General features: G+C 63.0%; 25 protein-coding genes and 1 pseudogene. 15 read left to right on the top strand and 11 right to left on the bottom strand.

What is annotated here, in order from left to right; genetic code table 11:
• Positions 1-74 precede the first annotated feature (74 nt).
• The 11 genes and pseudogenes from EN845_RS27775 (at position 75) to EN845_RS27730 (ending at position 7,305) form a co-directional block, all read left to right on the top strand.
• A complete protein-coding gene (locus EN845_RS27775; RefSeq protein WP_127873117.1) occupies positions 75-1,019 on the top strand; it encodes a heme o synthase in 945 nt (314 codons plus the stop codon).
• The gene (locus EN845_RS27770; RefSeq protein WP_167531499.1) at positions 1,016-1,183 is read left to right on the top strand and encodes a hypothetical protein; all 168 of its coding nucleotides are present in this window, start codon (positions 1,016-1,018) and stop codon (positions 1,181-1,183) included. The genes EN845_RS27775 and EN845_RS27770 overlap by 4 nt, the downstream gene beginning before the upstream one ends.
• Positions 1,183-1,815, top strand: a complete 633-nt coding sequence (locus EN845_RS27765) for a cytochrome c oxidase assembly protein (RefSeq protein ID WP_127873118.1) — start codon at positions 1,183-1,185, stop codon at positions 1,813-1,815. Before EN845_RS27770 ends, EN845_RS27765 begins: the two co-directional genes overlap by 1 nt.
• Before the next feature lies 1 nt (position 1,816).
• A complete protein-coding gene (locus EN845_RS27760) occupies positions 1,817-2,698 on the top strand; it encodes a cytochrome c oxidase subunit 3 (RefSeq protein WP_127873119.1) in 882 nt (293 codons plus the stop codon).
• A gap of 80 nt (positions 2,699-2,778) precedes the next feature.
• Positions 2,779-2,901: pseudogene (locus EN845_RS36795) on the top strand (L,D-transpeptidase family protein); the annotation flags it as partial.
• 18 nt (positions 2,902-2,919) lie between these two features.
• Positions 2,920-3,306, top strand: coding sequence for a DUF983 domain-containing protein (locus tag EN845_RS27755; RefSeq protein ID WP_027142361.1), 387 nt, complete (start codon positions 2,920-2,922; stop codon positions 3,304-3,306).
• The gene (locus tag EN845_RS27750) at positions 3,303-4,058 is read left to right on the top strand and encodes an SURF1 family protein (protein ID WP_167531498.1); all 756 of its coding nucleotides are present in this window, start codon (positions 3,303-3,305) and stop codon (positions 4,056-4,058) included. Before EN845_RS27755 ends, EN845_RS27750 begins: the two co-directional genes overlap by 4 nt.
• Before the next feature lie 87 nt (positions 4,059-4,145).
• The gene (gene ispH, locus EN845_RS27745; protein ID WP_127873120.1) at positions 4,146-5,156 is read left to right on the top strand and encodes a 4-hydroxy-3-methylbut-2-enyl diphosphate reductase; all 1,011 of its coding nucleotides are present in this window, start codon (positions 4,146-4,148) and stop codon (positions 5,154-5,156) included.
• Positions 5,157-5,162: 6 nt separating this feature from the next.
• Positions 5,163-6,140 (top strand): homoserine kinase, encoded by a 978-nt coding sequence (locus tag EN845_RS27740; protein WP_127280539.1) that lies wholly within the window; start codon positions 5,163-5,165, stop codon positions 6,138-6,140.
• Positions 6,137-6,670, top strand: coding sequence for a ribonuclease HI (rnhA, locus tag EN845_RS27735; protein WP_127873121.1), 534 nt, complete (start codon positions 6,137-6,139; stop codon positions 6,668-6,670). Before EN845_RS27740 ends, rnhA begins: the two co-directional genes overlap by 4 nt.
• A gap of 41 nt (positions 6,671-6,711) precedes the next feature.
• Positions 6,712-7,305 carry a histidine phosphatase family protein gene (locus tag EN845_RS27730; protein WP_127873122.1) on the top strand — a complete coding sequence of 198 codons (594 nt, stop codon included), beginning with the start codon at positions 6,712-6,714 and terminating at the stop codon, positions 7,303-7,305.
• Here EN845_RS27730 and EN845_RS27725 read toward each other — a convergent pair.
• From EN845_RS27725 to EN845_RS27715, 3 genes are all read right to left on the bottom strand, one after another.
• Positions 7,302-7,778, bottom strand: coding sequence for a DUF2938 domain-containing protein (locus EN845_RS27725; RefSeq protein WP_127280542.1), 477 nt, complete (start codon positions 7,776-7,778; stop codon positions 7,302-7,304). The two genes, EN845_RS27730 and EN845_RS27725, sit on opposite strands and share 4 nt — an antisense overlap.
• A 96-nt stretch (positions 7,779-7,874) precedes the next feature.
• Positions 7,875-8,357, bottom strand: coding sequence for a peroxiredoxin (locus tag EN845_RS27720; RefSeq protein WP_127280543.1), 483 nt, complete (start codon positions 8,355-8,357; stop codon positions 7,875-7,877).
• A gap of 84 nt (positions 8,358-8,441) precedes the next feature.
• Positions 8,442-9,248 carry a protein-disulfide reductase DsbD domain-containing protein gene (locus EN845_RS27715; RefSeq protein WP_127873123.1) on the bottom strand — a complete coding sequence of 269 codons (807 nt, stop codon included), beginning with the start codon at positions 9,246-9,248 and terminating at the stop codon, positions 8,442-8,444.
• Between the two features lie 172 nt (positions 9,249-9,420).
• On the opposite strand from EN845_RS27715, the gene EN845_RS27710 reads away from it, so the two are divergent.
• Positions 9,421-10,029 carry a YqgE/AlgH family protein gene (locus EN845_RS27710; protein ID WP_127281136.1) on the top strand — a complete coding sequence of 203 codons (609 nt, stop codon included), beginning with the start codon at positions 9,421-9,423 and terminating at the stop codon, positions 10,027-10,029.
• Positions 10,030-10,128: 99 nt separating this feature from the next.
• Here EN845_RS27710 and EN845_RS27705 read toward each other — a convergent pair whose 3' ends face one another.
• Positions 10,129-10,920, bottom strand: coding sequence for an MBL fold metallo-hydrolase (locus EN845_RS27705; protein ID WP_127873124.1), 792 nt, complete (start codon positions 10,918-10,920; stop codon positions 10,129-10,131).
• A gap of 99 nt (positions 10,921-11,019) precedes the next feature.
• On the opposite strand from EN845_RS27705, the gene EN845_RS27700 reads away from it, so the two are divergent.
• Positions 11,020-11,910, top strand: coding sequence for a LysR family transcriptional regulator (locus tag EN845_RS27700; protein WP_127873125.1), 891 nt, complete (start codon positions 11,020-11,022; stop codon positions 11,908-11,910).
• A gap of 31 nt (positions 11,911-11,941) precedes the next feature.
• Here EN845_RS27700 and EN845_RS27695 read toward each other — a convergent pair whose 3' ends face one another.
• The 4 genes from EN845_RS27695 to thrC are packed head-to-tail and all read right to left on the bottom strand — an operon-like array spanning position 11,942 to position 18,147.
• Entirely contained in the window at positions 11,942-14,830 is a 2,889-nt protein-coding gene (locus tag EN845_RS27695; RefSeq protein WP_127873126.1) for an EAL domain-containing protein, read from the bottom strand.
• 3 nt (positions 14,831-14,833) lie between these two features.
• On the bottom strand, positions 14,834-15,430 hold the full coding sequence (locus EN845_RS27690) for a GNAT family protein (RefSeq protein ID WP_127278135.1): 597 nt from the start codon (positions 15,428-15,430) through the stop codon (positions 14,834-14,836).
• A gap of 12 nt (positions 15,431-15,442) precedes the next feature.
• Entirely contained in the window at positions 15,443-16,735 is a 1,293-nt protein-coding gene (locus EN845_RS27685) for a pitrilysin family protein (protein WP_127278136.1), read from the bottom strand.
• Positions 16,736-16,749: 14 nt separating this feature from the next.
• The gene (gene thrC / locus EN845_RS27680) at positions 16,750-18,147 is read right to left on the bottom strand and encodes a threonine synthase (protein WP_127873127.1); all 1,398 of its coding nucleotides are present in this window, start codon (positions 18,145-18,147) and stop codon (positions 16,750-16,752) included.
• A gap of 129 nt (positions 18,148-18,276) precedes the next feature.
• Between thrC and EN845_RS27675 the strand changes: the two genes are divergently transcribed.
• Complete coding sequence (locus EN845_RS27675) at positions 18,277-19,002, top strand: hypothetical protein (protein ID WP_127278138.1); 726 nt, start codon at positions 18,277-18,279, stop codon at positions 19,000-19,002.
• A gap of 42 nt (positions 19,003-19,044) precedes the next feature.
• On the opposite strand, the gene EN845_RS27670 is transcribed toward EN845_RS27675, so the two are convergent.
• Positions 19,045-19,734 (bottom strand): HAD family hydrolase, encoded by a 690-nt coding sequence (locus EN845_RS27670; protein ID WP_127278139.1) that lies wholly within the window; start codon positions 19,732-19,734, stop codon positions 19,045-19,047.
• Between the two features lie 178 nt (positions 19,735-19,912).
• On the opposite strand from EN845_RS27670, the gene EN845_RS27665 reads away from it, so the two are divergent.
• On the top strand, positions 19,913-21,046 hold the full coding sequence (locus EN845_RS27665) for a site-specific DNA-methyltransferase (RefSeq protein WP_127278140.1): 1,134 nt from the start codon (positions 19,913-19,915) through the stop codon (positions 21,044-21,046).
• 58 nt (positions 21,047-21,104) lie between these two features.
• Here the strand turns inward: EN845_RS27665 and EN845_RS27660 are convergent, their stop codons facing one another.
• Both EN845_RS27660 and mutY read right to left on the bottom strand, forming a co-directional pair.
• Positions 21,105-21,716 carry an HAD family phosphatase gene (locus EN845_RS27660; protein WP_127278141.1) on the bottom strand — a complete coding sequence of 204 codons (612 nt, stop codon included), beginning with the start codon at positions 21,714-21,716 and terminating at the stop codon, positions 21,105-21,107.
• A complete protein-coding gene (gene mutY / locus EN845_RS27655) occupies positions 21,709-22,848 on the bottom strand; it encodes an A/G-specific adenine glycosylase (RefSeq protein WP_127278142.1) in 1,140 nt (379 codons plus the stop codon). The genes EN845_RS27660 and mutY overlap by 8 nt, the downstream gene beginning before the upstream one ends.
• Positions 22,849-22,871 lie beyond the last annotated feature (23 nt).

Below are 22,871 nucleotides of genomic sequence, written 5' to 3'. Positions count from 1 at the left end.
GCGGCTTCCCCTCGAATGCGAAACCGCCGGTCCGCCGGCGGTTTTGGCCAACGGAATAATGGACTTCAGTACGCATGGCCCTAGTCGACGAAACCAGCATTGACGAAGCGGGCTTCCGCATGTCGGAAGCGACGGCGGGCGATTTCTTCGCCCTCCTGAAGCCGCGCGTCATGTCGCTGGTGGTGTTCACCGCCTTTGTCGGGCTGGTCGCCGCACCGGTGACCATCAATCCGCTGCTGGCGGTGATAGCCATCCTGGCCATTGCGATTGGGGCTGGCGCCTCCGGTGCCCTCAACATGTGGTACGACGCCGACATCGACGCGGTGATGACCAGGACCGCCAGCCGCCCGGTCCCGTCCGGCCGTATCCAGCCGCACGAGGCGCTCAGCTTCGGCCTGGTGCTTTCGGTCCTGTCGGTGATGACGCTCGGCGTGCTGGTCAACTGGCTGGCCGCCACGCTGCTTGCCTTCACCATCTTCTTCTATGCCGTCGTGTACACGATGTGGCTGAAACGCTCGACGCCGCAGAACATCGTGATCGGCGGTGCCGCGGGCGCCATTCCTCCGGTGATCGGCTGGGCCGCGGTGACCGGGTCGGTCAGCCTCGAAAGCATCATCCTGTTCCTGATCATTTTCCTTTGGACGCCGCCGCATTTCTGGGCGCTTGCGCTGTTCAAGTCCGAGGACTATGGCCGCGCCGGCATCCCGATGATGCCGAACGTCGCTGGTCATGCATCGACCCGTCGTCAGATTTTCGCCTATGCATTGGTGCTGGCCCCGGTTGGCGTGCTGCCCTGGCTGCTCGGCTACACGACGCCATTCTATGGCATGGCCGCTCTGCTGCTGGGCGCTGGTTTCGTCTGGTATGCCTGGAAAGTGCTTGGCATGGTCGACGATGACCGCGCCATGAAGCCGGCCAAGGCCCTGTTCGCCTATTCGCTGCTCTATCTCTTCGCCATCTTCGCCGCCTATCTGGCCGACAGTGTCGTCGAACGCGCGCTTGCCATGGGTGGGGCATGACCATGGTCGAGAAAGAACTCGAGACGGTCACCCTGACCGATCGCCAGAAGAAGGCCCAGCGCAGCCGTTCCATCGCGATCGGCGTGGCGCTGGCTCTGCTGGTCGTGATTTTCTACATCGCGACGATCGTGAAGTTCGGCCACAATTTGTCGGGCAAGATGTGATGAGCATCGAGACGCCCAGAAAGACGGCGGGCAAGACCAGCAACCGCGTCGTCGCGGCTGTCTGCCTCGCCTTCTTCACCGGCATGATCGGCATGGCCTATGCAGCCGTGCCGCTGTACAAGATGTTCTGCCAGGCGACCGGTTATGGCGGCACGACGCAGCGTGTCGAGAAGCAGTATGCCGGCCGCGTGCTTGACCGCGAGATCACCGTCCGCTTCGATGCCAACATTGCCGGCGTGCCGTGGGAGTTCCAGCCGGTCCAGCGCTCGATGACCATGAAGATCGGCGAAACGGTCCAGGCACATTATCAGGCGACCAACAAGTTCGATCGCCCCGTCACCGGCCGCGCCACGTTCAACGTGCAGCCGGAACTGGCGGGCCCTTACTTCAACAAGGTCGAATGCTTCTGCTTCACCGATACGACGCTGAAGCCCGGCGAGACGCTGGACATGCCGGTCCTGTTCTATGTGGATCCCGACATCGTGAACGTGCCGGAACTGAAGGACATCAAGACGATCACGCTGTCCTATACGATGTTCCCGGTCGAGAAGAACAAGCCGGTCGCCTCCTCGGAGCCGGCCAAGGGCAATAGCAAGACAGTTTCAGATACCGAAGCAAATCTCGGGGGTTGATATGGCAGACGCGCACGCAAAACCACACCATGACTACCATCTCGTCGACCCGAGCCCGTGGCCTTTCCTGGGATCGGTCGGGGCGCTTGTCACCGCTTTTGGCGGTGTCTGCCTCATGGAATACCTGAAGGGCGGTTCCTTCCCGATCTTCGGCTTCAACATCGCCAATCCTTGGCTGTTCTTCATCGGCATCGTGATCGTGCTGTACACCATGTTCGCCTGGTGGTCGGACACGATCAAGGAAGCGCATGAGGGCCACCACACGCGCGTCGTGTCGCTGCACCTGCGCTACGGCATGATCATGTTCATCGCCTCGGAGGTGATGTTTTTCGTCGCCTGGTTCTGGGCCTATTTCGATGCCAGTCTTTTTGCCGGTGAGGTGCAGAACTACGCGCGCCACACGTTTACCGGTGGTGTCTGGCCGCCGAAGGGCATGGAGGTTCTCGATCCCTTCCACCTGCCGCTTTACAACACCGTCATCCTGCTGCTGTCGGGCACCACGGTCACCTGGGCGCATCACTCGCTCATCCATGGCGACCGCAAGGGGCTGATCAACGGCCTCGTGCTGACCGTCGGCCTCGGCATGCTGTTCACCATGGTGCAGGCCTACGAGTACATGCACGCGCCGTTCGGCTTCAAGGATTCCATCTACGGCGCCACTTTCTTCATGGCGACCGGCTTCCATGGCTTCCATGTCATCATCGGCACCATCTTCCTGCTGGTCTGCCTGATCCGCGCGATGAAGGGCGACTTCACCCCCAAGCAGCATTTCGGCTTCGAGGCGGCCGCCTGGTACTGGCACTTCGTCGACGTGGTCTGGCTGTTCCTGTTCGCCTCGATCTACGTCTGGGGATCGGTTGGCGCGGTGATCGAGGGCCACTGATCCAGCCTTTGGGATTTCGATTTGGGGAAGGCGGTCGCGGCAACGTGGCCGCCTTCTTCTTTTCGGCGCAATGATTGTCGTGGTGGGGTTGGCTGCTTCAATTGGTCGACTGGACCGATGGCTGCATTGCGGTTACGGATTCCGACATGGACGAAATCTGGGCAATGGTGGCCGATGGGACACCGATCGATATCGAGCAATGACCACGAATGAAGACAACCATGAGTGAAGATAGGGCGATCTGGCCTCCGATCGATCCGATTTCGGCCGGCCTGCACGGCCGTTGCCCGCGCTGCGGCGAGGGGCGGCTGTTTTCCGGCTTCCTCACCGTCGGCAAGCGCTGTGTCAATTGCGGCCTCGACTATTCTTACGCCGATGCCGGCGACGGGCCGGCGGTGTTCGTCATCCTGATCATCGGCTTCATCATCGTCGGCCTGGCGCTCTGGGTTGAAGTGACGCTGAGCCCGCCGCTCTGGCTGCATCTGCTGATATGGATCCCGCTCGCCCTGGTGCTGTGCCTGACGGCGCTCCGCTTGATCAAGGGCGTGCTGCTCACCCTGCAATACCGCAACAAAGCGGCCGAGGGTCGGCTGGATCGCGGCGAATGAGCGAAGCTTCCGCCAAGGCCGGCGGCCGTTCGCGGCCGAGATCGGCGCTGTTGATCGCCCTTGGCCTTGTGCTGTTCTTCATCCTGCTGGCGCTCGGCACCTGGCAGGTCCAGCGCCTGCACTGGAAGGAAGGCCTGCTGCAGACCATCGACCAGCGCACCCATTCGGCGCCGTTGCCGCTGGCAGAGGTCGAGAAGGAATTCGCCTCGACCGGCGACGTCGACTACACGCCGGTCACGGTCACCGGCACTTTCCTGCATCCCGGCGAACGGCACTTCTACGCGACCTGGGAAGGGGATGCCGGCTTCAACGTCTACACGCCGCTGGCCCTCGACGATGGCCGTTTCGTTCTGATCAACCGTGGCTTTGTGCCCTACGACCTCAAGGATGCCGCCAAGCGTGCCAAGGGACAGCCAACGGGCAAGGTCACGGTCACCGGGCTTGCTCGCAACCCGCTGTCGGCAAAGCCCTCGATGATGCTTCCCGACAATGACGTGGCCAAGAACATCTTCTACTGGAAGGACCGCGACGTCATGGCCGCGAGCGCCGGCCTGCCGGCTGGGTTCAAGCTGGTGCCGATCTTCATCGATGCCGACAAGACGCCTAACCCCGGCGGCCTGCCGGTCGGAGGCGTCACCATCATCGACCTGCCGAACAGCCATCTGCAATATGCTGTCACCTGGTACGGGCTCGCCGCCGCGCTTGCCGCCATACTCGTCCTGCGGCTTCGCCGGCCCGCGAAAGAGGACTGAACGCGAGCGACGCCCCCTTTCTACACAGACCCTTGACAGGGCGGGGGTGGGCACCTCATTTCGGCGCTGACGAACCGGCAGGATTTAATGCTTCACACAACCGCCAAGCCTCCTCTGACGATCCGGCTCTGCCAGCCGCGCGGTTTTTGCGCGGGCGTCGACCGTGCCATCCAGATTGTCGTGCTGGCACTGAAGAAATATGGCGCGCCGGTCTATGTCCGCCACGAGATCGTGCACAACCGCTACGTCGTCGAGGGGTTGCAAAGCCTTGGCGCCGTGTTCATCGAGGAACTTTCCGAAATCCCGGCCGAACATCGGCAGTCGCCCGTCGTCTTTTCGGCGCACGGCGTGCCCAAGTCGGTGCCGGCGGACGCGCAGGCGCGCAACCTGTTCTATCTCGATGCAACCTGTCCGCTGGTCTCCAAGGTCCACAAACAGGCGATGCGGCATCAGCGGCTTGGCCGCCACGTTCTGCTGATCGGCCATGCCGGGCACCCCGAGGTGATCGGCACCATGGGACAGTTGCCGGAAGGCGCGGTAACGCTGATCGAGACCGAGGCCGATGCCGCCCGGCTTGTGCCGGCCGATCCCGAGGCACTCGGTTTCGTCACCCAGACAACGCTCTCGGTCGAGGATACTGCCGGTATCATCCGCGCGCTGCAGGAACGCTTTCCGGACCTGCAGGCGCCGGCGGCGGAATCGATCTGCTATGCCACCACCAACCGCCAGGAAGCGGTAAAGGACACGGCCCCCGGTGCTGACCTCTATCTGATCGTCGGCGCTCCCAATTCCTCGAATTCGCGCCGCCTCGTCGAAGTTGCCGAACGCGCCGGCGCCGCCATGTCGCTTCTCGTGCAGCGCGCCGCCGAAATTCCGTGGAATGACATCGGCAGCATTTCGACGCTTGGCCTGTCGGCGGGAGCATCGGCGCCGGAGATCATCGTCGACGAGATCATCGACGCGTTCCGTCAGCGTTTCGATGTGACCATCGACCTGGCCATCACGGCCACCGAAACAGAGGATTTTCCGGTCATGCGGGTATTGCGCGATGTCGAACTGACGCCGGCCGACATGGCCTTCGTCAACGGGGCCGCGTGAACGGCCATGGCGGTGTACACCGACGTTGCGGAGGGCGAACTCGGCGCTTTCCTGAAGCACTATCCGGTCGGCGACCTCCTGTCCTATAAGGGCATCGCCGAAGGTACCGAGAATTCGAACTTCCTGCTGCACACCTCCAGCGGTTCCTACATCCTGACGCTCTATGAAAAGCGGGTCGAGAAGGCGGACCTGCCGTTTTTCCTTGGGCTGATGGGCCACCTCGCCAACAAGGGGGTGTCCTGCCCGTTGCCGGTTACCGCGCATGACGGCAGCGTCATCGGCACGCTGGCCGGCCGGCCGGCGGTCATCATCACCTTCCTCGAAGGGCTTTCGCTGCGGCGACCGGCCGCGACCCATTGCGCCGAGGTTGGCAAGGCGCTGGCCGCGCTGCATCTGGCCGGCGCCGATTTCTCTATGACCCGCCCCAACGCGCTCGCCATCGACGGCTGGCGCAAGCTTTGGGACGCGGCCCGCGCCCGCGCCGACGAAGTCGAGCCGGGACTGGCGGCCGAGGTCGATGCCGACTTCGCCGATTTCGAACAGAACTGGCCCAAGGGGCTCCCCAAGGGCATAATCCACGCCGATCTTTTCCCGGACAATGTCTTTTTCCTGGGCGAAAAGCTTTCGGGTCTGATCGATTTCTATTTCGCTTGTGACGATCTCTACGCCTACGATGTCGCCACCTGTCTCAATGCCTGGTGCTTCGAGAAGGATTTTTCCTTCAACCTTACCAAGGGCAAGGCATTGCTTGCCGGTTATCAGAGCGTGCGCCCGCTGAGCGCGGAGGAGAAGGCGGCGCTACCGATGCTGGCGCGCGGCTCGGCGCTGCGCTTCATGCTGACCCGGCTTTACGACTGGCTGACCGTCCCCGATGGCGGGCTCGTCATGAAACGCGACCCGACCGAATACATCAGAAGGATGCGGTTCCATCGGGCGATCAGATCTCCTTCGGAATATGGATTGGCCGAATATGGGGCATCATGAGCAAGCAGGTTGAAATCTTTACCGATGGCGCCTGTTCCGGCAATCCCGGCCCCGGCGGCTGGGGCGCCATCCTGCGCTTCAACGGCGCCACCAAGGAACTCTCCGGCGGCGAGGCCGAGACGACCAACAACCGCATGGAATTGTTGGCGGCCATTTCGGCGCTGAACGCGTTGAAGGAGCCTTGCACGGTCGAGCTTCATACCGACAGCAAATACGTCATGGACGGCATTTCCAAATGGATCCATGGCTGGAAGAAGAACGGCTGGAAGACCGCCGACAAGAAGCCGGTCAAGAACGGCGAGTTGTGGCAGGCGCTGGACGAGGCCAACCGACGCCACAAGGTCACCTGGAACTGGGTGAAGGGCCATGCCGGCCACACCGAGAACGAGCGTGCCGACGAACTGGCACGGGAAGGCATGGCGCCGTTCAAGAAGGGGCCTTTCAGGCCGGCAGTGCTGGCGCCAAAGCCTGATGGCCCGGCAGAGCAGCCGCTGGCTTCGAAGCCGCGTCGTTCTACGCAGAGCTATTGAGCTTCTGTTCGAGGGGGCTGACCGGCCGGAGAGTTTCTGTCATGTCGATCGCCTACTACATCACCCATCCTCAGGTTCAGATCGACGCCACCATTCCGGTACCGGATTGGGGTCTGTCCGACATCGGCCGCGCCAGGGCGCATGCAATGCTGGACCAGCCGTGGATCGCATCGATCGCGCGTGTGGTGTCATCGGGCGAACGCAAGGCCGTTGAAACCGCCGAGGTGCTCGGGCGGCACCTCGACCTTGCGGTGCAGGTGAGGGAGCGGATGCATGAGAACGACCGGTCGGCGACGGGTTTCCTGCCGCCTCCTGAGTTCGAGGCGGTCGCCGACCGTTTCTTCGCCAATCCGCACGAAAGCATTCGTGGCTGGGAGCGAGCCATCGACGCGCAGCAGCGCATTGTGAGCGAGGTCGAGGCCGTGCTTGATGCCGGCGGCGCCGGAGATATCGCCCTTGTCGGACATGGCGGTGTCGGCACGCTCCTGCTGGTGTCGCTGAGCGGCAGCCGGATCAGCCGCGACGCGGATCAGCCGGCGGGCGGCGGCAACTATTTCGCCTACGATATCGGCGCCCGCCGCCTCATCCATGGATGGCGGCCGATCGACAGGGTAGAACAGCCCCTGAATCCTTAGCGGATCAGCAGCGCCGTTCCCCAAAGACCGAGTGCGAACACGGTGTGCGAGACCAGGTTGAGGGCGCGGATTAGCATCGGATTAGGCCGCTTTGACGCCGCCCAGCCGGCGCCCATGCCTGGCGCCAGCAGGAACCAGCCGGCGCCGATGGTGACGATGCCGAGGATGAAGGCCGGCAGGAAGGTCGGGGCCGCCAACCAGCCCGCGCCCGCCAGCACCACCAGGATGATGCCGTAGACAATGCCGACGAAGTAATGGAAAGCCCAGCCCAGCGCCTTCTCATGGGCGTAGGGCGTGGCATCGCCAATATCGTCGTGAAACACCTTGTGACGCAGATGCCAGACCCAGCGCCCGACCGGCCCCCAGTTCGGCCGTGGTTGGCCGAACGCCTTGTGCAGGAAGAAGGCCCAGATATCCATCAGGACAGTGGCGCCGACGCCGATCGCGATAGCGCGCCAGATGATGTCAAACATCGTTGGAATTCCCCCCGAAAGCCGGCAGTTCTGAAGCGCAGCCGCTTGTTAGGCGAGGCCAGCCGTTGCGACCCCCGCCTGACCGGCCGTCGAAGCTCAGAGCTGGCCGAGAATATGAGCCGCGCCGGACTCGTCGACGCCGGGTTTGGTCTCGACATTGAGCGCGGTGACCTTGCCGTCGTCGATAATCATCGAAAACCGCTTCGAGCGCAGGCCCATGCCGCCACCGGAGTAGTCCGCGTCAAGACCGACCGCCTTGGCGAAATCGCCATTGCCGTCGGCGAGGAACAGGATCTTGCCTTCGCCGCCGGTGAAGCGCGCCCAGGCGCCCATGACATGGACGTCGTTGACCGAAACGACCGCGATGGTGTCGACGCCGCGCGCCAGGATCGCGTCATGGTTCTCGAGATAGCCGGGCAGATGGTTGTTGCTGCAGGTCGGCGTGAAGGCGCCGGGAACGCCGAACAGAACCACTTTCTTGCCCGGGAAAATCTCGGCCGACGTGATCGCCTTGGCGCCGTCGGCGGTCATGGTCTTGAAGGTCGCCTCGGGCAGCTTGTCGCCAACGGAAAGGGTCATGAGTTCCTCGCTTGGGGATTTGGGGAAGGACGGTGCTTGCGTAGCGAACTAGGGGGCTCCCTGCAACTGTTCGGGCAAGCTGGATCAAGGGAAAGGCAGCAGCCCTTCGACCGCGCCCGCCGAACTCGTCAGCGTGTAATGAAGCCCGCCGTCCGTCGGCGTCGTCGAGGGGCGATCGAGGATCGGCACGGTGAAGATCAACTTGCCGTCCTTTTCCGCACGGGAAGGGGTGCCGAACATATAGTCGCGCTCGCCGGCGACGAAGAAATCCGCCGCCTGCGGATCGCCAGGAAAACTCGCCTCGACAACCAGCGTCTCGTGATTGCCCGGCAGCACGTTGATGCCAAAGTCGGGTTTTGCAGCCGCCGGCAATGCCGTGAAACTCGCCTTTACCAATGCCGTGTCGTCGGCATTGTCGGGATCGGCAGCGGGGTCGACGCTCAGCCGTGTCTGCACGGGGATGCAGATGGTTTCGCAAATGCCGAGAAAGACGTCGGCATCGATGACGGCCGGCTGGTTCGGCGTCGACAGCGTGAACGTCACCGGCAGCGAAACCGGATAGTTGTAGCCGGCCCATTTGCCATAGCCATCGTCGTGACGCTGCGGCGCGGGAAACGACAGTGTCGCATCGCCGATATTGGTGCTGGCCGAAATGTCGAGCTGCGGCGGCACGCCGGCGTCACCCGGGTCGCGCCAATAGGTCTTCCAGCCGGGTTTGAGGGCTATGTCGAGGACACCTCGGATGCGGCCGGCGTCGTCCGGCTTGCCTGATGTCACCAGCCGTACCTTGCCGCCTTCGCTGTTGTACCAGGCGGATGAGGAGGCGGTGGCGGGAAGGGCGGTTGCCAATCCGATGGCGGCGCCGAGCAACAGGATTTTCAAGCTTTGCATGGCGGTGATTTGATCGTCCGTTCGTGGCCGCGCAATGATTTCATGGCCGTGCTGATATCATATTTGCGTGACCTTTGTGGGCAAGCCAAGACCGGCCCCGCAATATGGGCTTTGGTCGAATCCGGTACGGCGCATCTTTTCGGCGCCCGGGAAACGCGTTACCCTCCCTGGAATGGATTTGTTGCGCCACAAGAAGACAGCCGCCCGCCGTGGCTTTCTCGACGATCAGTTCCTGATTGCCATGCCTGGCATGAAGGACGACCGTTTCACGCGCTCGGTCATCTACATCTGCGCGCACAGCGATGAAGGCGCGATGGGCCTGATCATCAATCAGACGCAGCAGATGCTGTTTCCGGACCTTCTGGTGCAGCTCGGCATCATGAACGAGCAGGAGGCGATCCGCCTGCCGGCGCAGGCGCGCGATTTCGTCGTGCGCAATGGCGGGCCTGTCGACCGCAGCCGGGGCTTCGTCCTGCATTCGGGTGACTACCGCGTGGAATCCTCGCTCACCGTTTCCGACGACATCTGCCTGACCGCGACGGTTGACATATTGCGGGCGATATCGTCGGGGCGCGGGCCGCGTCGTGCGCTGATGGCGCTGGGCTATTCCGGCTGGGGCGCCGGCCAACTGGAGACCGAGATCGCCGAGAATGGCTGGCTGACCTGCCCGGCGACACCGGAATTGCTGTTCGACGCCGATATCGAGCGTAAATACGACCGGATCCTTGCCTCGATCGGCATCGATCTCGCGCATCTCAGCCTGGCCGCCGGCCACGCTTAAGCCTCGTCTTGCCGATAGTGACCTTTTGGCCGGGGCGCAGCGGAGCCGGAACGATGCGCCGCGAGCCCAATCTTATCCCGTGACGGTGCGCAAGAGCTTTTATGCCGGTTCATAGCCGTACGCTCCGCCCGCGCGCACCACGCGGCCGACGCCTGGCCAGCCAAGGTGCGCTCCAGCGACCCACATTCCAGCCTCGGCCGCATCGCGGAAAACCTTCTGGCGTGTTGCACGTGCGGCCGGTTGATCGTCGTCATACCCCCAACTCAACGCGGGATTGCCAAACTGCAAGGCCGGCACATGAACGACGTCCCCGAAAAACAGGAAGCGGTCTTCGTTCGTGTCGAATGCGTAGCCGATGTGGCCGGGAGCATGACCCGGCAGGGCAACTGCTCTCAACCGCTCAGCCACTGGGTCGCCATTCCGCACCGGCTTCAACAGGGATTGGAATCGCGCAAGGCTTGTTTCGGCCAGAAAGCTCTTCACAGCCTCCTCGGCAATTACAATGGCCTTCAAGTTCGGAAAAAGCCCCCGATCGTCGAGGGTCAAAAGGCCGTACACATGATCCTGATGGGCATGGGTGAGAGCCAAGACCGTGATCGAGCCGGGATCGATGCCGGCTTCGGCCAGCGCCTGCTCGAGACGTCCTGTTGTGGGGGCCCAGCTTCCTCCTCCACTATCGATCAGAATGCCGTCAACGCCTGGACCTGCGAGGGCAAAGCAATTGACGGAAAGGAGTAGCGCTCCTGCCTGCGCGACTTGCAGCACCGGCTTGTCCTGCGGATCCCGAAGAAGGTCCGCCGGCATCTCGATATAGCCGTCCGAGAGCGACCAGACGCGCCAAGCGCCCGTGGTACAGCCGAGAACGTTGTCGCTGCGGAATGTCACGATCATAAGGTCCCTCAATCTACCGTTTGCCGATCAAATTTACGACAGGGTTACCTATGAGGATAGGCCTGTTGAGCTGGGAGGCCTTATGAGTGATATTCATAAATGATGAGGAACGAGCTGAATGAACTCGCTGCGTTCGCGATGGTCTCGCGGGAACGAAGCTTCACACGAGCCGCGGCAAAATTGGGTGTGTCTCAGTCCGCGCTGAGCCACACTATCCGTGGGCTTGAGCAGCGGCTCGAGTTACGGCTTCTAGCGCGAACGACGAAGAGCGTCGCGCCAACCGCCGCGGGGGCGGCTCTCTTGAAGGATTTGTCTCCAGCGCTTGAGCAAATCGCTGCTGCCCTTGACGGAGTGCGAACCCTCAGGCGCCGCCCAGCGGGCCGCCTTCGAATTGTGATGTCCCGCTCGGCCGCCGTAATGGTATTGCTGCCACGGCTCACGGCATTCGCCGAGGCCTACCCCGACATCGTCCTCGACGTTGTCACCGTGACAGGTCCTGTAGACCTCGTTGCCGGCGAGTTCGATGCCGGTATCCAGCTCGGCGAATACATTCAAAAGGACATGATCGCGGTACGCGTCACGCCGGAGTTGCGGCTGGCCGTGGTAGGGTCGCCTGGCTATTTCTCGTCACGAAGCGTTCCGAAAAAGCCGAGGGATCTCAATGATCATCGATGCATAGCGCTCCGTCTTCCGGGCGGTCCATCTCGGTGGGAGTTTGAGCGCGCACAAAAGTCGGCCACGATCAGCGTCAGCGGACCGCTCATAATCGACGATACTCACCTCGTGATCCAGGCGGCGCTCGCTGGCGTTGGTCTCGGCCTCGTCTATGAAGAGCAAGTCGCCGAGTATATCGCAGAGCGACGGCTTATCCGTGTCCTTGAGGATTGGACGCCGCCAATCCCTGGCTTTTTCCTGTATTATCCCAGCCGTCAGCTTCAGCCGGCGGCGCTGTCTGCATTGGTGAACGCGCTGCGACACTCGCAACAATAGTCGTGCGCGATGCGCTAGACCCCGAGGGCCTCTAGGCCTGCGTCAGCGGATACTGCTCTTTCAGCGTTTTCAGCACCTGGTCGCCCGGCATCGGCGCGCCGAACATGAAGCTCTGCACATATTCGCAGCCCATCTGGCGCAGCTCGAGCGCATCGCGCTCGTCGGAGATGCCCTCGGCGACGACAGACAGGCCGAGCTCATGCGCCATGTTGACCATGGATTTGAGCAGCACGGCGCGCTTGGGCGTGCTGTCGTCGACGAAGCTCTTGTCGATCTTGATGGTGTCGAAGGGGAACCGCGTCAGATAGGCGAGCGATGAATAGCCGGTGCCGAAATCGTCCAGCGACAGGCCAATGCCGAGCTGTTTCAGCTTGGTCAGCACATGGGCCGTCTGTTCGGGATTGTCCATGACCAGGGACTCGGTGAGTTCGAGCCGGAAGCAGCGCGGCTTCAAATTGGCGCGTGCGATCACGGAACGCACATCGCTGACCAGGTCGCGGCGGATGAGCTGGCGGCTGGACAGGTTGACCGAGACCGACAGTGGTGCGTCGCCGATCTGCTTTTGCCATCCCGCGAGATCCTCGGCCGCCTGCTGCATGGCGAACAGGCCAAGCTGCACGATCAGCCCACAGCTTTCGGCGACCGGGATGAAATCGGCCGGCGGGATCATGCCGCGGCGTGGATGGTCCCAGCGCAGCAACGCTTCGAAGCCGGCGACACTACCGTCCTCGAGCCGCACGATCGGCTGGTAGGCAAGCGTGAATTCGCGCCGCTCGATGGCGCGCCGCAGGTCGGATTCGAATTGCAAGCGGTCGGTACCGACGGTGCGGAATGCAGGGCGGAATGGCTCGATCCTGTCGCCGCCGAAGCGCTTGGCCTGATGCATGGCGAGCTCGGCGTCCTTGACCATGTCCTCGGCCGAGGTCTGCGCCGAGGTCCAGGTGATCAGCCCGATCGAGGCGGTCAGCACGATCTCGCGCTTGGCAAAGGTGATGGGGTTGTTGATCGCATGCTTGATGGCATCGGCCACGCCGGCGATGCGGGCGGGATCCTGCTCCGACAGCAGCATCAGGGCGAACTGGTCGCCGGCGAAGCGCGACAGCGAATCCTTCGGCTTCAACAGCCGGTGCAGGCGGCGCGCGATGGTGAGCAGGATGGTGTCGCCGGCCGAGATGCCGAGCCCGTCATTGACCTGCTTGAAGCGGTCGATGTCGATGACGAAGACGGTCGGACGCACCTTCTCCTCGGTGCGGGCGATCGAGATGATCGCCTCCAGCCGGTTCATGAACAATTCGCGGTTCGGCAGGCCGGTCAGGTTGTCATGCACGGCGTCGTGCAGCAGCCTTTCCTCGGATTTCTTCTGTTCGGTGACGTCGACCATGGTGCCGACGCAGCGGATCACCTCGCCGTCCGACCCGATGACCGGGCGCGCGCGCAGGGCAAACCAGTGATAGTGCCCGTCGGCGCCGCGCAGGCGGAAATTCTGCGCCACCTTGCCGCGGCGATGTTCCAGAACGACGTCGAGCGTCGTGCGGAACGTGTCGCGGTCATCAGCGTGCAGCACCGGCAGCCAGTTGCGCGCGGCACCGCCCAGGCTGTTGGGAGCAAGGCCGAGCTGGATGCTGACATCGGGTTTGGTCACCACGCGGTCGCGCAGCACGTCCCAGTCCCACACCGTATCGCCCGACCCCGCGACGGCCAGCGCCTGTCGCTCGAGGTCGGAGAACAGCCCCTGATGCAGCGCACCGCCTGCAAAGGCGTGCTGCATGACGGTGAAGCCGATCAAGAGGATGATCAGGATCAGCCCGCCGCCAAGTGCTGGCTGGGCGATGTCGTTGTCGAGCATGCCGGTGATCGCCATCCACGACCCGCATAGCCATAACAGCACCATGACCCAACTGGGCACCAGCATGATGGCGCGGTCATAACCACGAATGCCGAGGAAGATGATCAGGCCGAGCCCGGTCAGCGCCGTGGCGGCAAACGAGATGCGGGCGATGCCGGCGGCGACCGCCGGATCGACGATGGCGACGCCGGCGATCAGCAGCAGGCCGAGGATCCAGACCAGGGCGCCATAGCTGAAATGGCCGTGCCACCGATTGAGGTTGAGATAGGCGAACAGGAACACCACGAAGGTCGCCGCCAGCGCCACCTCCGTTCCGGCTCGCCACATCTGCTCGTTGCCGGGCGAAATCTCGATGACCTTGTTGAGGAAGCCGAAATCGACGCAGATATAGGCAAGAACCGCCCAGGCGAGGGCTGCCGTCGCCGGGAACATCGACGTTCCCTTGACGACGAACAGGATGGTCAGGAACAGCGCCAGAAGGCCGGCAATGCCGATGACGATGCCGCGAAACAGCGTGTAGGAATTGACCGAGTCCTTGTAGGATTCCGGATCCCAGAGGTAGACCTGCGGCAGCTTCGGCGAGGCAAGCTCGGCGATGAAGGTGATCACCGTGCCGGGGTTCAGCGTCACCCGGAACACGTCGGCATCGGGGCTGGTCTGGCGGTCGAGTGCGAAGCCTTCGCTGGGCGTGATGGCGGCGATGCGCGTCGAGCCGAGATCCGGCCAGAAGATGCCGGAATTGACCAGCCGGAAATGCGGCGCGACGATCAGCCTGTCGAGCTGCTGGTCGGTGGTGTTGGCGAGCGCGAACACCGCCCAGTCGCCGGTCGAGCGGGCGTCGTTGGCTTCGACCTCGATGCGCCGCACGATGCCGTCCGGCCCGGGCGCGGTCGACACCTGGAAGTTCTCACCCTGATTGCGGTAGATCTCGACGGCGCGCGAAAGGTCGAGCGCGACATCGTCGCGGGCAATCTTGATGGGTTCTACGGCAAAGGCCGACGAAGCCGCGCACAGCGTCAGCATCGTCGCCAGCAGAAAGGCGAACAGCGGTCCGTTTCGCAGGAAATTCGTCAAAAATCAGTCCTTCGTTCCAGCGCCCGGCGGATCGTCGGCGATCCGGGCGTAGAGGTAATGGTCCTGCCAGATGCCGTTGATCCTGAGATAGGATCGCAGAAGTCCTTCGCGCCGGAATCCGGCTTTTTCAAGCACGCGGATCGACCTGATATTGTCGGGAATACAGGCGGCTTCGATCCGGTGCAACCTCAGCGTATCGAAGGCGAAGCGGGCCACCACCTTGACCGCGTCGGTCATCAGGCCACGGCCGCCGAAGCGTTCGCCGATCCAGTAGCCGACATGGCCGCTTTGCGAGACGCCGTGACGTATGTTGCCGAGCGTGATGCCGCCCGCGAGCTTGCCGCTCGACTTCTCGAAGATGAAGAAGGCGATCGCCGTTCCCTGTGCATAGTCCTCGCGATAGCGGCTGATGCGCAGGCGCCATGCCGTGCGGTCGAGTTCGTCGGGGGTCCAGCGCGGCTCCCACGGCTCCAGGAACGTCCGGCTTTCGCCGCGCACCGCCGACCACTCGCGATAATCGCTGGTGAACGGCACGCGCAGCGTGACGAGGTTGCCCTTCAGTGCCGGCAGGTCACGGCGAAAGAAAGGGAGCGCGAACACGGCGCTTGGGACTTAGACGGCGAGCCTGCGGGCCGTGGCTTGCGTACCCGGAAGCGAATCGAGGATCGCCTCGTATGGTGCCAGCGTACCCACGGGCCCGACAGCGGTAAGCGTCGGCTTGGTCGAGAACATCCGCGACGACAGGTCGGTCAGGCGCTCGATCGTCAGCGCCGCCAGCCGCTCCATCAACTCTTCCTTTGCGATCGGACGGCCGAAAAGCAGCAGTTGGCGCGCGATCTGCGAGGCACGGCTGGCCGGACTTTCGGCGGACATGATCAACCCGGCGCGATACTGGGCGCGCGCACGGTCGAGTTCTTCTTGAAGGATGCTCTCGCCGGCCTTCTGCAACTCGTCAATGATGACAGGCACCAGCTTGGCGATGTCGCTTTGCCCCGTGGCGGCATGGACGCCGAATATGCCCGTATCGGAAAAACCCCAGTGGAAGGCATAGACCGAATAGCACAGGCCGCGTTTCTCGCGGACTTCCTGGAACAGACGCGATGACATGCCGCCGCCGAGAATCATCGACAGCACCTGCGAGGCGTAGAAGTCGCGCACATGATAGGCGCGGCCCTCGAAGCCCAGCACGATCTGCGCGTCCATCAGGTCGCGGTCCTCACGGAAATCGCCGCCGACATATTGCGCGTATTGCGGAATGGTGCTGTCGGCCTTGCTGCGGAAGCCGCCGAGCCGGTTTTCGACCTCGCGCACGAACTTGTCGTGCTTGATGTCGCCGGCCGCCACGATCACCATCCGCTCGGCGCCATACTGGCGTTCGATGAAATCGTGCAACTGCTTGGAGGTAAAGGATTTTACCGTTTCGGGCGTGCCCAGGATCGACCGGCCGATGGTCTGGTGGCGGAAGGCCGTCTCGGTGAAACGGTCGAAAACGATGTCGTCGGGCGTGTCGTGCGCGGCGCCGATCTCCTGCAGGATGACGTGCTGCTCGCGCTCGAGTTCCTGCGGGTCGAATTCAGACTCCTGCAGGATGTCGGACAGGATGTCGACGGCCAGCGGCACATCGTCGGAGAGCACCCTGGCGTAGTAGGAGGTGGTCTCGACGCTGGTGGCGGCATTGATCTCGCCGCCGACGTCCTCGATTTCCGAGGCGATCTCGAAGGCGCTTCGCCGCTTCGTCCCCTTGAACGCCATGTGTTCGAGCAGATGGGCCATGCCATGCTCTTCTTCGCGTTCATTGCGGGCACCCGACTTGACCCAGGCACCCAAGGCAACCGATTCGATACTTGGAAGGGTTTCGGTGGCGACTGTCAGGCCGTTCGACAGACGGCTTACCTCAACACCCATATGGCTCGTACTCCCTAACGCGCCGCCCGCGCACGGCGGCTGACGTAATCTTCCACCATTTTCAGGTCGGATGGAAGTACCGTGTATTTTTCCTCAAATGTCATCAATCCCCCTAGCCATGCGGGCAGGGCGGGCGAGACACCGCTGGCGGCCTCGACGGCGGCCGGGAATTTCGCCGGATGTGCAGTGCCCAGCACCACCATCGGCACGGCGCCCGATGCTTTGCCGGCCGCGACATACATGGCCGCGGCGGTGTGCGGATCTAGAAGATAATTGCTGCCCGCGAGCGTCGAGCGGATGGTGGCGGCGACCTCGTCCATATCGGCGCGGCCGGCATCGAATTCGGACCGCATCCCGGCAATTTCCTGGGCTTCGATGGTGAAAGCGCCCGATTGCTTCAGGCCGGCCATGTAGCGCCGCACCGTCGCCGCATCGCGGTTTGATGCCTCGAAAAGCAGGCGTTCGAAGTTCGAGGAAACCTGGATGTCCATCGACGGCGAGGTGGTCGCAAAGACGCCCTTGGTGCGGTATTCGCCGGTCGCGAAGGTGCGAGCCAATATGTCGTTGTCGTTGGTGGCGATGACCAGCCGGTCGATCGGCAGGCCCATCTTCTTGGCGGCGTAGCCGGCGAAGATATCGCCAAAATTGCCGGTCGGCACGGTAAAGGAGACCGGCCTGTCCGGTGCGCCGAGCGACAATGCCGAGGAGAAATAATAGACGATCTGGGCCATGATGCGCGCCCAGTTGATCGAATTGACCCCCGACAGCGACACCCGGTCGCGAAAGCCGTGATCGTTGAACATATCCTTCAGCAGGCCCTGACAGTCGTCGAAATTGCCTTCGATCGCCAGTGCATGGACATTTTCAGCCTTCGACGTGGTCATCTGCCGCTGCTGCACCGGCGAGACGCGGCCATGCGGGAACAGGATGAAGATGTCGGTGCGGCTGCGCCCGGCAAAGGCGTCTATGGCCGCGCCGCCGGTATCGCCCGACGTGGCGCCGACGATGGTGGCATGCTGGCCGCGTTCGGCAAGCACATGGTCCATCAGCCGGGCAAGCAATTGCATCGCCACGTCCTTGAACGCCAGCGTCGGCCCATGGAAGAGTTCGAGGACAAAAGTGTTGGCGCCGGTCTGGACCAGCGGGCAGACAGCCTCATGGCGGAAGGTGGCATAGGCTTCGCGGACCAGGCGCTCGAAGACCGGTGCGGCGATCTCGCCGCCGAGGAACGGCGTCAGCAGGCGGATTGCAAGGTCAGGATAGGCAAGGCCACGCATGGCGCGGATCTCGGATGACGAGAAGTGTGGCCATTCGCGCGGCACATAAAGCCCGCCATCGCGCGCCAGGCCGGCCAGGACGGCGTCGGAAAATCCAAGCGCGGGCGCTTCCCCGCGGGTACTCACATAGTGCATGTCACAGATCCGTTTGCCGCCTGTTTTTCCGTTCACCACAAGGTGGTTAATTTCTGCACCGGCTGTAGTCGCATTTTTGCCGCGCGGTTGATATACGTCACCAGCTTTGCGAGAGGGAAGTGCAGTTTCATGGCGTTTCGTATATCAAGTGGTCGCTTTTTGGCGGGTCTCGCGCTCACGGGCTTTATGCTTGCCGCCGCCGGCTGCCAATCCGGCGACAATGGCATCTTGAACCTCGGTTTCGGCAAGAAGGACCCGACGGCGCCACCGCCGCCGCAGGACCCCAAGGTGCTGGCCAGCCAGCTGAACGCCTACTGCCCAAGGGTGACGGTGCGCGATGGCACGGCGTTCTTCAACACCTATGTCAACGAGGCCCGGAAGCCCAAGCCGAAGCTCAAGAAGACCGGCGACGCCGCTGCGGATGCAGCGGCCCAGGCAGCGGCTGACGCCGCCGCCGCTACACCGCCCGACGATTCGGCGAGGATCATTTATCAGGCATCGATCAGCGACGTGACCCGCGATTGCAGCCGTGCCGACGGACAACTGACGATGACGATCGCGGTTGCCGGCAAGATCGTACCAGGGCCGAAATTCACTCCGGGCACCATCACCATGCCGATCCGTACCGCGGTGATGCACGGCACCGACGTGCTTTATTCGCAAATCCACCAGTATCAGGTCCAGGTCACCGATCCCTCGGTCGCGACCCAGTTCGTCTTCACCGATTCCAATATCGTCGTACCGGCGCCGACGGCTGCGGACTATCAGGCCTATGCCGGTTATGATGAAACCGCGCCCAAGGCTACAACCGACAAGTCGAAGCGCAAGAAGAAGAAAGCCGCGGCAACGAACTGAGCGGCCCTCAGCGTGGCGTGCGTCCGGTCGGGCGCACGCAGCTCAAGCATTCGCAGACCACTCCGACAGCGCCGCGATAACGCTTTTCAACTCCGCCCACCGCCGGATCACCGTTTCGGCGCCGGCCTCGGTCAGGGCATCGGCGTGGCCGGGATAACTGTGGCTCGCGCCCGTAAAACCGATCACGCGCATACCGGCGGCCGTGGCGCCGGTGACGCCGTGCACGGAATCCTCGATGACGAAGGTGTTCGCCGGGTTGGCGCCGAGCTTTTCGGCGGCATGCAGGAACACGTCCGGGGCCGGTTTGGTCTTTCCGGTCGGCGTCTCCAGCGCCGAGAAGATGCGTCCGGCGAAGAATGGCAGCAGATGCACCTTCTCCAGCATGAACTCGATCCGCTCCGAACGTGAATTGGAGCAGATGCAGCGTTGCGTCGTGACCGAGGCGACCGCTTCCCGCACGCCTTCGATGGCACGAACGTCGCTGCGCAGTTTGCGGTCGACCAGTTCCTCGGCGCGATCGATCAACGAGACCTGGAACGGGATCTTGGACTTCTCCTCGATCCGCATCAGTATGTCCTTGAAGGTCAGGCCCGCATAGGTCTCGGCAATCTCCTCCGCCGAGACTTCATATCCGGCCAGGGTGATCAATTCGGCCTCGACCCGTGCGGCGATGATTTCGGAATCGACGAGCACGCCGTCGCAATCGAAGATGACAAGGTCTGGCTGGGGCATGATGATCCGGACGATGGAGGATGGAGAAATGGCCGCTCAGGGCTCAAGCGGCGCGGCATACACCAATGGGCACGCCTTCGCAAACTCCTGCACCGGATCGATAAAGCTTCACCGAATATTTACGCTGATCGGTAACCATAACGGGGAGTAAACAGTAACGCGTGCCTTGGGTGTAAAAATGTCAGCCGTGCGTCTTCTCGACGAGCTCTCCCATGCTCCCCAGCAATCCGAATGGCTGGACACGATCCTGAAAGGCGACTGTGTCGCGGCGCTCGACCGCCTGCCGGAAAAGTCGATCGACGTCATCTTTGCCGATCCCCCCTACAATCTGCAGCTCGACGGCGATTTGCATCGTCCCGACCAGTCCAAGGTCGATGCGGTCGACGACGACTGGGACCAGTTCGAGAGCTTCGAAGCCTATGACGCCTTCACCCGCGCCTGGCTGCTGGCGGCGCGCCGCGTGCTGAAGCCCAACGGCACGATCTGGGTCATCGGCTCCTACCACAACATCTTCCGGGTCGGCGCCAAGATGCAGGATCTCGGCTTCTGGATCCTCAACGACGTGGTCTGGCGCAAGACCAATCCGATGCCGAATTTCCGCGGCCGCCGGTTCCAGAACGCGCATGAGACGATGATCTGGGCCTCGCGCGATCAGAAGGGCAAGGGCTATACCTTCAACTACGAAGCGCTGAAGGCGTCGAACGACGATATCCAGATGCGCTCCGACTGGCTGTTCCCGATCTGCACCGGCGGCGAGCGCTTGAAGAACGACAATGGCGACAAGCTGCATCCGACACAGAAGCCCGAGGCGCTGCTTGCCCGTATCATGATGGCCTCGACCAAGCCGGGGGACGTCGTGCTCGACCCGTTCTTCGGCTCCGGCACGACGGGTGCCGTGGCCAAGCGCCTCGGTCGCCACTTCGTCGGCATCGAGCGCGAGCAGGCCTATATCGACGCCGCCAATGAGCGCATCGATGCCGTGCGGCCACTCGACGAAGCGGATCTCACCGTGCTTACCGGCAAGCGCGCCGAGCCGCGCGTCGCCTTCGTCAGCCTGATCGACACCGGTCTGGTGACGCCCGGTGCCACGCTCTATGACGCCAAGAAGCGCTGGGCCGCCAAGGTTCGCGCCGATGGCACCGTGGCGATCGGCGACAGCGCCGGCTCGATCCACAAGATCGGCGCCGAGGTGCAGGGGCTGGACGCCTGCAATGGCTGGACCTTCTGGCATTATGAGCGCAGCGGCGGACTTACCCCGATCGACGAACTGCGCCGCATCGCCCGCCTCGGCATGGAGCGGGCAGGGGGCTGATCCCCTGCCGCTTATTCGTTGAATCAAAGTCTCAACGGATCGCCCCAAGCGATAGAGATCACGCCTTTATTCCGAAGCGTTCAAGATCCGCTTGAAGCGTCCTGGCATCGGTGAACAGCACCGCTTTCCAGCCGGCCGCCTTGGCGCCGTCGACATTCTTCTGGCTGTCGTCGATGAACAGTGTCGCGGACGGTTCGAGGCCGAACGCCGCCACGTGATGGTCGTAGATGTCGCAGTCGGGCTTGATCTTGCCGATATCGCCCGACACTGTCACGCCGCGTGGGCGGTTGAGAAAATCGAAGCGCTGCCGGGCTTCGGCCAGCGTGTCGGAGGCGAAGTTGGTCAGCATGGTGACATCATGGCCGCTTTCGATCAGGCCGAGCATGATGGCGACGCTGTCGTCATAGGCATGCGGCACCATCTCGTGCCAGTGGCGGCGGAAATTGCGGATGTTTTCAGAATGATCTGGATGATCCGAAATGAGCAGCGCCTCGGCCTCTTGCCACGTCCGGCCGCGATCCTGCTCGAGGTTCCAGTCATGCGTACAGACATTGTCGAAGAACCACTTTCTCTCGTCGGCATCGGGAATGAGGCGGCTGAACGGAATGTTTGGATCGTAGTGGATCAGCACCTTGCCGATGTCGAAAACGATGTGGCGGATTTCAGTCATGGGGTCTCTTTGCACCTGATGGCGACGGTTTTTTCGTCGCGCCGGGTATCGCAGCCTCGATTGCCTTTTTCATGACAGTCGGCAGCGCCTCGCCGGAAATCTCGCCAGCGGGCGACCAGAAGTGCCCTGCCACCGCATCACCTTTGATGTGGGCGTGAAAGACTTCGAGTGCGAGCGCGAAATGGGTGAAGACATGCGTGATTGACCCGGCGTGCCGCCAGGCGCCGGGAAAGGGCGCCGCCGCTTGCGTGGTGGCTCCGTCCACCCGCGCTGTCCAGTCGGTGGTAGGCACTTCCGTCATGCCGCCGAGCAGCCCTTTTTCCGGCCGCTTGCGCAAAAGAATGGCGCCGTCCTCACGCACGGCCACGAAAGCCGCGCCGCGCCGCAGCGGTTTGTCGGCCTTTGGCAGCCGCACCGGGAAATTCTCGGGGTCGTCTGCAATGGCGGCGCTGCAGTCCTCGCGCAGCGGGCACAGCATGCAGCGCGGCCGGCGTGGCGTGCAGATCGTGGCGCCGAGATCCATCATCGCCTGGGCGAAGTCTCCCGATCGCGTCGCCGGCACCATGCGCTCGACCTGGGCCCGTATCTCGGCCTTGGCTTCGCTGAGCGGCGTCGTGATCGAAAACAGCCTTGAGATGACGCGTTCGACATTGCCGTCGACAACGGCCGCCGGGCGGTCGAAGGCAATCGCCGTTATTGCCGCCGACGTATAGGCGCCGATGCCGGGCAATTCTCGAAGTCCGGTCTCGGTGTCGGGAAACCGGCCGCCGCGTGCCGCCACCAGATCGGCACAGGCCTTGAGGTTGCGGGCGCGGGAATAGTAGCCGAGCCCGGCCCAGGCTTTCATCACATCCTCGGTCGGCGCCGCGGCCAAGGCTTCGACATCGGGCCATTTCTCGACAAAGGCGCGGAAATAGGATTTCACCGCTTCGACGGTGGTCTGCTGCAGCATGACCTCGGACAGCCAGATACGGTAGGGGTCGGGCCGCACGCCGCGTGCATGCTCGCGCGGCGTCACGCGCCACGGCAGTTCGCGATGATGCGCGTCGTACCAGGCGACCAGCCGTGACGCCGTATCGTCGGCCTTGGCTCTGCTGGTCTGGGCCTTGCGGGTCTGGTCTGCTGGTGCCATTGATCTTGCGTAGGCTTGGCCGG

Source organism: Mesorhizobium sp. M8A.F.Ca.ET.202.01.1.1 (assembly GCF_004791595.1).
Taxonomy (GTDB): Bacteria; Pseudomonadota; Alphaproteobacteria; order Rhizobiales; family Rhizobiaceae; genus Mesorhizobium.
This window is presented reverse-complemented; position numbering and strand designations above follow the sequence as displayed.